Below are 12,435 nucleotides of genomic sequence, written 5' to 3'. Positions count from 1 at the left end.
ATCTTTTTCTGAAAAATCAGCGAATACATACTCCATTCACATACTTGCACACAATATTCTGCTCATCCCCCAGATAAATAAAACGCTCCAGCCTCTGTGAAACCTCCAGCTTCCGGGGCTGGGGCAGACTGGTGTCATCCAAGACCAGCGCATCAAACGCATACCCCGGCAAAAAACTTCCCACGTTTCCGAAAAAAGAACCTCCACCCAAAGTTCCCATATAAAAGACCTCTGGAAATGTAAGAGGCTTTGCCTCGGAATCCACCAGACGCCAACGCAGCTTAGAGCACTGCACCGCATCAGCCATGGCACGCAGAATGGAAGTGTTGCTGCCTGCCGCCATATCACTGCCCAGTCCTATTGAAACGCCCGCGCTGAGAAACTTTCGTACCGGTGCAATTCCGGAGGACAGATTGGCATTGGACTGCGGACAATGAGCCACATAAACGCCCTGCTCTTTCATCAACTGGATTTCCTCCTCGTCTACCCAAATACAGTGCGCCATCACCGCAGGATAAGTTCCGCCGAAAAGTCCTGCCTGAAAATAAGCATCGCTGTAAGATTTCGCCTTGGGACACAATTCCTTTACCCAGGCAACCTCCTGAGGATTTTCCGATAAATGAGACTGAACCGGCAAACCATATTCCTTCTGAATCGTTCTCAGCTCTGCCATCAGTTCATCACTGCAGGCCGGAATAAACCTTGGGGTCAGAATGGGCCTGGTATGTCTGTATTTTCCCTCTGTCTCCTGTAACCACCGTCTGGTTTCTGCTGCAGAACTCTGTGCGCTTGCCTCTTCCAGATTTTTTCCGCCGTTTCTGTCCATATTCACCTTGCCTGCATACGTTTCCAAACCGGATTCTTCCAACAAATCCATCAGAATTTCTGTGGCTTCTACATGAAGAGTGCCAAAGATAACGGCTCTTGTCACTGCACTTTTTTTCAGTTCCTCCACATACATGCCATATGCCCTTTGAGCGTATTCCAAATCCGCATATCGGGCCTCTTCCGGAAATGTATGGGTGTTAAGCCATTCCAAAAGTTCCAAATCCATTCCCTGCCCCCGAAAAGCATACTGGGGCGCATGGGCATGCAAATCCGTCAGTCCCGGAATCACCAGAACGTCTCCCATATCTCTCACCTCAAAAGAGGCAAACTTCTGAGGTATCTTTTCAAAAACTCCCTGGCAGACACCATCTTTACAGACTGCATAACTGTTGGGTTTTATGTGAAGTTTTTTCTTTTCATCGCTATAACAAATATGTCCTTTCAGCACAAAAGATTTTTTTCTGTCCATTCTGAGTCCTCCTGATGTTTTCTCTGCCGTCATGATAACGGTTAATTTCTTTACTGTCTCTGGAATTTTTCCCGTATCCTCTGTTCGCCTTCCAAAAGACGCTGCTGCACCGGCTGGCTGTCCCCCAGAATTTCCTTAAAGCAATTCCATTCATCTGCAAGTCCCTGTCCGTGATAAACCCGGTAAGCCCCCGCATCGCTTCCCAGTGCCATGTGCACGCCCCGGGCAAAAGCACTGCGGATATTCCGGCTTCCCGTTTCCCAGATTTTCTTCAACACCTTATCGGAAAAGCGGCCGCAGCCAATCATATTTTTTACCACTGTAATTGTAGGCACCCAGACCACATCGGACTCTGCCATCGCCTGTATGGTTTCCCCGTCCACATAATTTCCATGTTCCACGCTGTCTGCCCCGGCTTCCACCACTTCTCTTACCGCCCTGGCACCATTGGTATGAGCCATGACTGAAAATCCCTCCTCATGGGCAATATGCACCATTTCCTTTACTTCGCCAAAAGAAAGGGGTGTTTCTGTCACCGAACCATCTGTGTTAAAATCCATAATTCCCGTGGTCATAATTTTAATAAAATCTCCGCCCTGAGCACCAGCTTCTTTTACAAGGGCTGCATACTCCTTCAGATTTTCAAACCCCCGTCCCACAATTCCTCCGTAGTGCCCTTTGCGGTGAATGGCAAAAACGGGCGTTCGGTAGTCAATACCGTATTCCCCTGCCAGTTCTTTCGCTCTTTTGGAAACCTGGAGATTATCTCCGCCGTCCCGGACAAAGGAAATATTTTTCTCCTGATATGCCCTGAAATGGCTGTAAATAACTTCCTCATCTACACCGTTCTCATGCTTTCTCACAGCCTGTCTGTAATTGACCGCGTTCATAAAAATATGTGCATGGTTTTCTCCAAACATGATGTCATCTTCTTTCCTGTTTTTTTCTGAATCTTACTCATACCTCGGATTTTCATAATGATTTCCGCTATTCTTCTCTTGCCCAGCCGTAAGCGCATTTCACCGCTTTTTTCCAGCCTTTGGACTTTTTGTCCCTCTCCTCTTCTGTAATTGCAGGTGTAAAGGTTCGGTCAACACTCCAGTTTTCCATAATTTCCTCTTTGCTGTTCCAGTATCCCACAGCCAGACCAGCCAGATAAGCGGCGCCCATAGCCGTAGTTTCCACACAGACCGGACGTTTCACCGGCACCTGTATCATATCCGCCTGGGCCTGCATAAGGAAATTATTGGCGCTGGCCCCGCCGTCTACCCGCAGGGAATTAATTTCCATGCCGGAATCTGCTTTCATGGCCTCAATCACATCATGCACCTGATAAGCCAGTGATTCCAGAGAAGCCCGGATAATATGGCATTTATTCACCCCACGGGTAAGTCCCACAATGGTTCCTCTTGCATATTGATCCCAATATGGCGCCCCCAGCCCGGTAAATGCCGGAACCACATAACACCCATTGGTATCTTTTACTTTCTGCGCCATATATTCGGAATCCTCTGCGGAATCAATAAGACGCAGTTCGTCCCGCAGCCACTGAATCACAGCGCCTGCCACAAATACAGAACCCTCCAAGGCATAATTCACTTTACCGTCCAATCCCCAGGCAATGGTTGTAACCAGCCCATTTTCGGAAAACACTGGTTGTTCTCCTGTATTCATCAAAAGGAAACAGCCTGTGCCGTACGTATTCTTTGCATCTCCCCTGGAAAAGCAGGCCTGTCCAAAAAGTGCGGACTGCTGGTCTCCTGCTGCTCCTCCGATAGGAATTTCGCCTCCGAAAAAACTGCTGTCCGTCACACCGTAAATACAGCTGGAAGGCTTCACATCCGGCAGCATACACCGGGGGATATCCAATTCCTTTAAAATATCCTCGTCCCATTCCAGAGTATTGATATTGTAGAGCAGCGTTCTGGAAGCATTGGAATAATCCGTCACATGGACAGCACCCTTTGTCATTTTCCATATCAGCCAGGTTTCTACGGTTCCAAAAAGCAGTTCTCCCCTTTCAGCTTTCTCCCTGGCCCCTCTCACATGGTCTAAAATCCACTTTACTTTCGTTCCTGAAAAATAGGCGTCGATAATCAGTCCGGTTTTCTTCCGAAATACATCCGTGAGTCCTTTTTCTTTCAGAGAGTCACAATATTCCGAAGTCCTTCTGCACTGCCACACAATAGCATGATAAACCGGCTCTCCTGTATTTTTATCCCATACCACTGCAGTTTCTCTCTGATTGGTAATACCGATGGCCGCAATATCCTCAGCCTCTGCACCGGCTTTTTGCATTGCCTCCACAGCAACGCCCAGCTGGTTGGACCAGATTTCGTTTGCATCGTGTTCCACCCAACCCGGCTTTGGAAAATACTGGGTAAACTCCTTCTGGGCAAAGCTTACGATTTCCCCTTTTTTATTAAATAGAATGCAGCGGTTACTTGTGGTTCCCGCATCTAATGCCATTACATATTTTGCCATATCTCTTTACCTCCTGCCAGAATAAAAAAGCTGTCCAGAAAAAAAGGATTTCCTTTTATATCTGACAGCTTTTCTCGTACTCTTTTCTGCCTTGCTTATTGCTTTTGCATAACATCTATTGCTATTTTAGCGCGATTCGAAGAAAATTTCAACAAAATAAGGATTTTTTCTAATCTTTTTACACGCTATTCAGCTGCCAAACTTTTTTTGATAAGGATAAGCCTCTCAACATAGATCTTGTAAATTTCGCGCCATATCGTCTTCTCTAATACTGCAAAATTTATATCGTTCTATTTCCTCTTATCATCACAATAAGTCAGCTTTGCGATACATTCACAATGCTCCGTCATCGGAAACAAATCCACTCCCTGTATCCATTCCACCTTCCATCTCTGCTTCACCAATATCTCCAAATCCCTCTGCAGCGTCTCCGGATTGCAGGAAATATACACCAGTTTCTTCGGCCTCATACGGCTTACCGCCTGGAGAAATTCCGGAGTGCTGCCTGCTCTGGGCGGGTCCATAAAGACCACGTCCATATGCTCTCCTCTGGTCGCCAGCTTCTGTATAAATCTTGTGGCATCCCCGCACAAAAACCGGGCATTTCCCAAATGATTTTCCTTAGCGTTTTCCACCGCGCATCGAACCGCACTCTGATTCAGTTCCACGCCCAAAACACTTTTCGCATGCTTTGCTGCAGTAAGTCCAATGGTCCCTACACCGCAGTAAGCGTCCAGAACCGTCTGTTTCCCGTTCAGCCCGGCAGCTTCGATGGCCTTCTGATATAGAATTTCCGTCTGTTTCGGATTCACCTGGTAAAAACTCGAAGGCGCGATACGAAACTTCACTCCACAAAGGGAATCCGTAATATAGCCTTTCCCATACAAAATCTTCTCCTTGTCACCCAGAACAGCACTGGTGGAACGAGGATTTATATTCTGCACAATGGTGGTAATATTAGGGCAAAATTCGCGAATCTTCTTTACAAATGCCTTAGAGCCCGGTAAAATCGGTGAAGCTGTTACCAGAACAGCCATAACTTCATCCGTCGTCAGACTATGCCTTACTAAAACATGGCGAATCAGCCCTGTCCTTCTATCCTCATCATAAGGCTGGTATTTGCAGTCTGCTGCCGCTTTTCGCACAGCCTCTACAGCTTTATCCAAAGCCGGCTGGTGAAGAAAACACCGTTCTACCGGTATTACCCTATGGGTTCCCTGGGCATAAATTCCGCTCTGCAGCCTCTTTCCCTCTCCACGTGTAAAGGTCGAAATTACTTTATTTCGATAATGCCAGGGGTTCTCCATTCCAATCACAGGCTGCACCTTTCCGAATTTTCCAAGAAGCTTTTCCAATCTTTTCTGTTTCTTTTTTAACTGTTTTTCATAAGACAGAGACAACATACTACAGCCGCCGCAGCCCATTTTTTCCAATTCACAGCTTCTCTTTTGTTCTTCCATTTTTCGTCCTCCTGTAATTGCCTCCCGGGCAGATGATTGGCTTTATTATACCATTCTCCACTTCTTTCGTCATGCTTTTTCTGATATTTTTTCATACAACAAAAAGCCCCCGTATGTCTGCTTTTCTTCTGACACACGAGGGTCTTCTTCTGTTACCTGAAAATCTTATCCGTGAATTTTAATGACACCTTTTACAATTTCCGCCTTGTTATGAATACTGTAATCCATAGCCTTCTGTACATCATCCAAATCAAATATATCCGTTACAATCCCCTTCAGATTTACCTTTCCGGAAGCCACGGCATCAATAGCCATCGGGTAAATATGACGATAACGGAACACCGTCTTAAAGGTCAGCTCCTTGTCCAGAGCGATACTCATAGGCAATGTTACTTCTCCGGTTTTACTGTATCCTACCAGCACAATGGTAGCACCTTTCTTTGTAATCTGTATGGCCTGTCTTGTGGTAATTTCACTTCCTGCTGTTTCAATTACCAGGTCTGCGCCTTTGCCAGCAGTCAGCTCTTTTATACGGGCTGCCACGTCTTCTTTCGCACCGTTAATGACTCCGATCGCTCCTAATTCCAGGGCTTTTTCCAGACGTTTCTCCATGATATCCACTACATAAACTTCTGTCACACCTCTGGCCTTTAAAGCCATCATAGACACCAGACCAATACATCCCGCTCCCATAACTACGGCCTTCTGTCCCAGGTGCGCATCTCCCTGAATGGCTGCATGGAAACCAACAGCCAAAGGTTCAATCAAAGCACCTTCCAGTGTACTTACGTTGTCCGGCAGTTTAAAGCAAAGCCCTGCTTCGTGTGCCACATATTCCTGAAAAACTCCGTCAACCGGCGGTGTTGCAAAAAATTCCACATCCGGGCAGAGATTGTATTTACCTTCTTTGCAGAATTCACAGTGTCCACAGGTTTTTCCCGGCTCTAAGGCTACTCTGTCACCGACTTTTAAATGGGTGACATTTTTGCCCACTTCTACAACTGTGCCGCCCGGTTCATGTCCCAGCACAAAAGGCGGCTTTACAATAAAATCTCCAATAGCCCCTGATTCATAATAATGCAAGTCACTTCCGCAAATACCCACATATTCCAGTTTTACCAGAACTTCATCATCCTTCGGTGTGGGAATATCACGCTCCTCAAATCCCATTTTACCAATCTCCAGCATAACCGCTGTTTTCATTTTACCTTCCATGGCTGTCCCTCCGCTTATTTTCTTTATTTTATACTTAATTAAACAGTTTTATTATGTTTTTATAGTATAGCAAAGGAACAAAAAAGTCAATAAAAAAATGGTAATTTTCTCTGTTTTACACGGTTTCCAGAAAAGATTCGATGACTCTTAATCCGGCTCCCAGAGCCGCCGCTCCCCTTTGATACCGGCAGGCTCTTACGAAAGGCATGCTCTCGCCAAACGTATTTCGCTGGTAAATTTTTTTCCAGACAGCATCCAGATACGGTTCCAGATAACTGCCCACATACCCTCCCAGTACAATGTCACAGTCCAGTATCATATGAAGATTATTCACCGCTACAGCCAGTTTATCTGTGTAATCCTCCCAAAGTGCAGCACTTTTTTCTTCCCCTGCTTTCAGAGCAGAAAAGAATGCCTCCAAGTTTCCCTCTTTCGTATCAGCCAGCCTTTTTGCGGAACAATAGACATCCAGACAGCCTTTTTTACCACAGTAGCACAACCCGCCGTCCGGAACAAGAGTCATATGTCCCGCTTCACCGCAGCGGAAATTTTTTCCCTGGGAAAGCTCTCCGTGGGCGAATACTGCACCGCCTACGGTATTACTGAGAGACAGATAGAAAAACTCTTCCCCACGGTCTGCCTGCAGACCCTCCGCATACGCACCAGCATTGGCATCATTCAGGAAAAAACAGGCATAAGGAAAGCAGGCGCTGACCTCCTCTAAGGGCAGCCATTCCACCCCCAGCACATGGGAATATGTAATGGCCTTCTTCTCAAAATTTACGATTCCCGGAAAGGAAATACCCAATCCCAGGAACCGAGTTCTGTCCACCTGGTTTTTATCCAAAAATCTTTCCAGATTCTGTGCCAGTTCCTGGTAATAAGCCATTCCCTTTTCATATGGTTTTGCAAATCTCTGACAGTCCAGAATCTCTCCCTGCAAATTCACCAAGAGCATGCTCACATGATTTCCGGTAATATCTATTCCTGCTGCAAGCCGAAAATCCGCACAAACTTTTAAAGCCTTTGCCCTCCGGCCTCCGGTAGAAGCCAGTTCCCCCACTTCCTGCAAAAGTCCTCTTTCCAAAAATTCTTTTGTATTCTGGGTCACGGTGGGAAGACTCATTTGCAGATGGTAAGCAATGTCCGGATTGGAAACAACACCTGCTTTGCGGATATAGCGAAAAATCCGGTTTCTGTTATTCTTTTTCACCTCAATATTTGTTATCTGTTTCTTTGTCATATCCTGCCTCTATGAATTATTCTATTCCATATTTGTCCTTCAAATCTTCATATCTCTCCTGCCGCATCTCGTCTGCCCTTTCCTTTGCCGCTCTGTTTGCTGCACGCATGGGAACCCAAAAAACGCCTAAGATAAGCACACCGCCTACAGCCATAAAAACCAGCCACTTCACCCCGGCCCGAATAGAAGGCTTCAGCATTTTTTTCTGAAGCTCGTTGATGTTCAGTACCTGTCCATACCGTCGTTTCCGGCAATGGGGACAGGAAAACTTCTTGGCATAATAAGAATAGTGGGGACGGTTTACAAATGCACCGTTCTGAATACGGGTTTTTGTCGTTCTCACAGATTTTGCCATAATACTTTTTGTAAATTCTCCGGCGCTTACTTCATACTCCGTTCCACATATTTCGCACTTTATATGACCGGTAAATTCTCCGTCTGCCACTACTTTTACGCCGCTTCTGAAAAACTGTACCCCGCAGAAAACCACCCAGCCAAGAAGCACGAAAAATAAGAGTACCAGCAGAATTGTTCTGATATCCATACCTTCTTCCTCCTTTTTCCCAGTATAACATCTATCTATTTTCCTGTCATGCTTTATTTCAGTAAATTATCCAATTCTTCCAAAATCTCCAAAACAAAAACTGCCTTATGAATACACATCCGCAAAGCCCTTTTAGGTATCTCTGCTGCCTGCTTCATAAGACAGTTCCTTATTTCACACGTTCTTTATTCCCATTCAGCCGCAAACCGGTCATGCACTGCCCGCATAGCTGCTTCCGCTTCATTTTCTGCAATGACTGCGGTGATACGGATTTCCGAGGTTGTAATCATATCCGTGTTAATCCCTGCATCAGAAAGCGCCTCGAACATTTTTGCTGCCACACCGGGATTTGAGCTGACACCTGCACCGACTACGGAAACTTTTGCAACATCCTCCTCACAACTGATGTTTACAGTTCCAAGCACATCGCTGTGCTGTTTTAAAAGTTCTGCTGCCATGAGCATATCCGGTCTGGCAATGGTAAAGGTCAGTGTTTTGGTTCCGTCCTTTTCCAGAGACTGAATCATAACGTCAATGTTCATTCCGTGTTTGGCCAGCAAGTTCAAAAGGCGGAATGTGCTTTCCGGGTCATCTTTCATTCCTGCCACTGTAATTTTCGCAATATTCTTATCGGTTGCCACACCGCTTATCAGCATTTTTTCCATTTTTGTGCTCTCCTTTACCACTGTTCCTTCTGCTTCGCTCATACTGGATTTCACCACCAGCTTTACATTATATCTTCTCGCCATCTCCACGCAGCGGTTATGTAATACCTTTGCTCCAAGAGAAGCAAATTCCAGCATTTCCTCGTAAGTAACCTCTTCCATTTTTCTGGCATTTGGGACAATACGGGGGTCTGCGCTGTATACGCCGTCTACATCGGTATATATCTCACAGACGTCTGCATTCATGGCCGCTGCAAGAGCCACTGCCGTTGTATCGGAGCCGCCTCTTCCCAAAGTAGTCACATCTTCGTATTTATTAATTCCCTGAAAACCGGTAACCACTACAATTTTGTTGGAATCCAGTTCCTTGCGGATACGTTCTGTATCAATTCTCTTCAGTTTTGCATTCTGATAAGCAGAAGTCGTGTGCATCGCCACCTGCCATGCATTTAAAGAAATGGCAGGTACTCCCATCTGAAGCATGGTCATGGCCATAAGGGATACCGATACCTGTTCTCCTGTAGACAACAGCATATCCATCTCCCTTCTGGACGGCATATCCGTAATCTGCTGCGCCTGGCTGATAAGCCCGTCTGTGGTCTTTCCCATAGCCGAAAGCACCACAATCACCTGATTTCCATCTTTCCATTTCTTAATGCATCGTTCTGCTACATTTCTGATTTTTCCCAAATCTGCTACAGAACTTCCACCGAATTTCATTACTGCAAGCATAAAGTTCTTCTCCTCTGTCTGTATTTCTGAAATTCATTATAGCACTAAGAAGTGTTAAAGTCACCTGTTTCTTTTATTCATTCCGCAGTCTTTCCACCAGACTCTGCTTCTCCAGATTCCGGAAGCAGAAATAGGGCACTGCTACCGCAAAAATCACCAATATAGGTGTACAAACCACCAGTGGAAACAGCGTAAACTGAAAGCTTGACATGCCGCCTTCCACCATACTGCGTATCACGGTTCCGATGACCAAGCTGCTGACAGCATAAGACGCAGCCAAAGTCAGTCCCGCATAATACAGCCCTTCTAAAATCAGCATTTTCCGCAGCTGCTTTTTGCTCATACCTACACTCTGAATCATAGCAAATTCCTTTCTCCGGCTCACAACGGATGTTACCATACTATTTATAAAATTTAAAATTCCTACTATGGCAATCACCACGCTGATTGCATTTCCCATAACCGCAGAGGATTTTGTCTGTTTTTCATACTGCTCTGCAATGGTGGCTTTAGAAGTCAGATTGGAGTGATTTCCCGTTTCCTTCAGATAGGTTCTCACCTCTTCTTCTGCCTGTGCCGTTTTTTCTTCTTCCACATTGACATACAGCTTTCTCATGGTGCTGTCCGGCCAGAGCTGGCAAAAACGCTCTGCCGGCATAAGAAGGCCCATAGTATAACGGTTGTCCTCCCCAGCCTCAGAAGCACCTTCTGTCACAGGACTGAAAGGGGCTACTACAGCCATAACTTCAAAGGTTTTCCCCTGAATTTCCACCTTTTCTCCCACGGAATACGTAGGCATGGTCACATTTTTCTCCTCTGTGCTTGGTCCCTCTGCCAGAAGATAATTTCCTGCAGCAAACTTTTCTTTGTCAAAAGTACCTTCTAAAAGGTATTTTTCTTTTGTGATACTGTCCAGAGGAATCCCTTCAAGTCCTATGATTTCGGCAGTTACTTCTTTGGTTTCCATGGCTTTTCGGCAGTCTTCGGCCCCGCCCTTGTCAAAGGATGCCCAGTCCTGCAAAACCTCTTCTGTATAATAATTCTCCATATTCTTCACAGCGTTGTCACTGAGCTTCATAGAAAATTCCCTGGAATACAGACAGCCCTCTTCTGTTTTTCCCGGAAGCTGCTGCACTTTTTCTACAAGCGCCTCATCTATAGTGCTGTCTGTGGGGTCATACCCGTTCACCCGCTCTTCACTGTCTGCATCGTCAAACTGTAAAGTTGCAGCCGCCAGTTCCTCCAGATACACATTCATATCAAAAGAAGCATTCTTTGCATAAAAAGCGGAGAGCAGTACCAGCGCCAGAGTCAGCGACAAAATCACGGTTATTGTACGCTTTTTATTCCTCCAGAGATTTGCCCAGGACATCTGTTCCACGGACACCGTTTTAGGACGTTTTTTCTTTCCGATTTTTGTCTCTGCGTCACAATAACGAAGCGCTTCCATAGGAGAAATCTTTCCTGCAATTCTGGCCGGGCGCAGACAGGAAACCCACACGGTAATCCATGCAAACACCGCAGAACCTATGAAAATCACAGGACTGCCAGAAACCACTGCACTTCCATCTGACCAGCTAATCAAGCCTGGCACCAGCTTCATGCCCAAAAGCCACCCAAAAACAAGCCCCAGGGGAATCCCAATGGCGCATAAACGGTTTGCCTGTCCGTAAATCAGTTTTTTAATCTGTTTTTTGGTAGTTCCCAGGGTTTTCAATTTCCCGTAAAACTGAATATCTGCAGATACTGAAATCTGGAAAATGTTATAAATAATCAGATATCCTGCCACAAATACCAGAAACATACCTGCATACATAGGCAGACTTTCCTGCGCGGCCTGAACCCCCATTCCCGGGGAATATGCCAGGTTTACCCCATATTCCAATTCTTCCAGACCTGTGTCTTTTAGGACGCTATCCATGGTGCTTTCTATATTTTTCGTATTTTTCAAATGCACCTGGGCCATATGAAGTCCCAAAACCTGTCCCTCTGAATTTTCCACTCCCCCTGTCATTTTCTCTGCGAATTCCCGGCTGACCCAGGCATAGCTGGCATAGGAAGAAGCATTATCTTCCCAAAAACCACAGAGGGTAAAAGTGCTTTCTGTCACTTCCGGGCTGTTGATATCCCTGCGCCACTGCAAGGTCACCTCTTCTCCCAGCTTATGAGGTATCCCCAGTTTATCCAGCACTTCTGTTCCCGCTGCCAGTTCGTTTTCTTTTTGCGGCATATGTCCGGTTGTTGGTTCTGCAAAGGAATGGCTGGCATACATATCATCTCCCCAACGGATTTCCACCTGGCGTCCTGCCAGCTTTTCATTCTCTGCCAGCCCAAGGACAATGCTCTCGCCAACGCCTTTTACCTTAGGATGTCCTGCAATTTTCTCTGCTGCTTCTCCTGTGATTTCTTTAAAAGAAATCTGTGCATCATACCCGGACTGACGAAAATTCATGGTTATTATGTTTTCGCTGATACTTTGAGCGAGCACAAATAAAGTAGTAAACATCAGAGTAGTTAAAAAAACAGCAAGCACTGCCACCAGATTGCGCCCCTTATTCTGACAGAACGTACGGTTGGTCAGTGTTTTCATAAGATTGTTCTTCTTCATAATATCCTCCCCTGCTGCTGTACAATCTTTCCGTCCTCAATACGGACAATGCAGTCTGCCATCTGGGCGATTTCCGGGTTATGGGTAATCATCACAATGGTCTGGTGAAACTCTTTTCCCGTCATTTTCAAAAGCCCGATAACGTCATCACTGGTCTTCGAGTCCAGATTTCCGGTTGGCTCATCAG

At 45.9% G+C, this 12,435-nt stretch carries 9 protein-coding genes and 1 pseudogene; all 10 read right to left on the bottom strand.

Annotation, left to right across the window (positions count from 1 at the left end; translation table 11 throughout):
- Positions 1-16: 16 nt before the first annotated feature.
- A complete protein-coding gene (locus ACLTWA_RS00050; RefSeq protein ID WP_173750133.1) occupies positions 17-1,297 on the bottom strand; it encodes an amidohydrolase family protein in 1,281 nt (426 codons plus the stop codon).
- Between the two features lie 50 nt (positions 1,298-1,347).
- On the bottom strand, positions 1,348-2,217 hold the full coding sequence (locus tag ACLTWA_RS00045) for an amidohydrolase family protein (protein ID WP_173750132.1): 870 nt from the start codon (positions 2,215-2,217) through the stop codon (positions 1,348-1,350).
- Between the two features lie 67 nt (positions 2,218-2,284).
- Positions 2,285-3,781, bottom strand: coding sequence for a glycerol kinase GlpK (glpK, locus tag ACLTWA_RS00040; protein ID WP_173750131.1), 1,497 nt, complete (start codon positions 3,779-3,781; stop codon positions 2,285-2,287).
- Between the two features lie 290 nt (positions 3,782-4,071).
- Entirely contained in the window at positions 4,072-5,241 is a 1,170-nt protein-coding gene (rlmD, locus tag ACLTWA_RS00035; RefSeq protein ID WP_173750130.1) for a 23S rRNA (uracil(1939)-C(5))-methyltransferase RlmD, read from the bottom strand.
- A gap of 165 nt (positions 5,242-5,406) precedes the next feature.
- On the bottom strand, positions 5,407-6,456 hold the full coding sequence (locus ACLTWA_RS00030; protein ID WP_412325529.1) for an NAD(P)-dependent alcohol dehydrogenase: 1,050 nt from the start codon (positions 6,454-6,456) through the stop codon (positions 5,407-5,409).
- Between the two features lie 115 nt (positions 6,457-6,571).
- Positions 6,572-7,699 (bottom strand): ROK family protein, encoded by a 1,128-nt coding sequence (locus ACLTWA_RS00025; protein ID WP_173750128.1) that lies wholly within the window; start codon positions 7,697-7,699, stop codon positions 6,572-6,574.
- 16 nt (positions 7,700-7,715) lie between these two features.
- The gene (locus ACLTWA_RS00020; RefSeq protein ID WP_173750127.1) at positions 7,716-8,243 is read right to left on the bottom strand and encodes a hypothetical protein; all 528 of its coding nucleotides are present in this window, start codon (positions 8,241-8,243) and stop codon (positions 7,716-7,718) included.
- 185 nt (positions 8,244-8,428) lie between these two features.
- The gene (locus tag ACLTWA_RS00015; protein ID WP_173750126.1) at positions 8,429-9,640 is read right to left on the bottom strand and encodes an aspartate kinase; all 1,212 of its coding nucleotides are present in this window, start codon (positions 9,638-9,640) and stop codon (positions 8,429-8,431) included.
- A gap of 73 nt (positions 9,641-9,713) precedes the next feature.
- Positions 9,714-12,248: an ABC transporter permease gene (locus ACLTWA_RS00010; RefSeq protein WP_412325528.1), complete on the bottom strand. Its 2,535-nt coding sequence runs from the start codon at positions 12,246-12,248 to the stop codon at positions 9,714-9,716.
- Positions 12,245-12,435 (bottom strand): annotated as a pseudogene (locus tag ACLTWA_RS00005) (ABC transporter ATP-binding protein); the annotation flags it as partial. The gene ACLTWA_RS00010 and the pseudogene ACLTWA_RS00005, both read right to left, overlap by 4 nt.

The sequence above is a fragment of the Lacrimispora sp. genome, from assembly GCF_046972725.1.
Lineage (GTDB): Bacteria > Bacillota > Clostridia > Lachnospirales > Lachnospiraceae > Lacrimispora.
Note: the sequence above shows the minus strand (reverse complement) of the source record. Positions and strands in the feature narration are given on the sequence as shown.

Coding starts and splice junctions, on each gene's coding strand:
- ACLTWA_RS00050 (WP_173750133.1), bottom strand. CDS start 1,297: ATGGACAGAAAAAAATCTTTTGTGCTGAAAGGACATATTTGTTATAGC.
- ACLTWA_RS00045 (WP_173750132.1), bottom strand. CDS start 2,217: ATGTTTGGAGAAAACCATGCACATATTTTTATGAACGCGGTCAATTAC.
- glpK (WP_173750131.1), bottom strand. CDS start 3,781: ATGGCAAAATATGTAATGGCATTAGATGCGGGAACCACAAGTAACCGC.
- rlmD (WP_173750130.1), bottom strand. CDS start 5,241: ATGGAAGAACAAAAGAGAAGCTGTGAATTGGAAAAAATGGGCTGCGGC.
- ACLTWA_RS00030 (WP_412325529.1), bottom strand. CDS start 6,456: ATGGAAGGTAAAATGAAAACAGCGGTTATGCTGGAGATTGGTAAAATG.
- ACLTWA_RS00025 (WP_173750128.1), bottom strand. CDS start 7,699: ATGACAAAGAAACAGATAACAAATATTGAGGTGAAAAAGAATAACAGA.
- ACLTWA_RS00020 (WP_173750127.1), bottom strand. CDS start 8,243: ATGGATATCAGAACAATTCTGCTGGTACTCTTATTTTTCGTGCTTCTT.
- ACLTWA_RS00015 (WP_173750126.1), bottom strand. CDS start 9,640: ATGCTTGCAGTAATGAAATTCGGTGGAAGTTCTGTAGCAGATTTGGGA.
- ACLTWA_RS00010 (WP_412325528.1), bottom strand. CDS start 12,248: ATGAAGAAGAACAATCTTATGAAAACACTGACCAACCGTACGTTCTGT.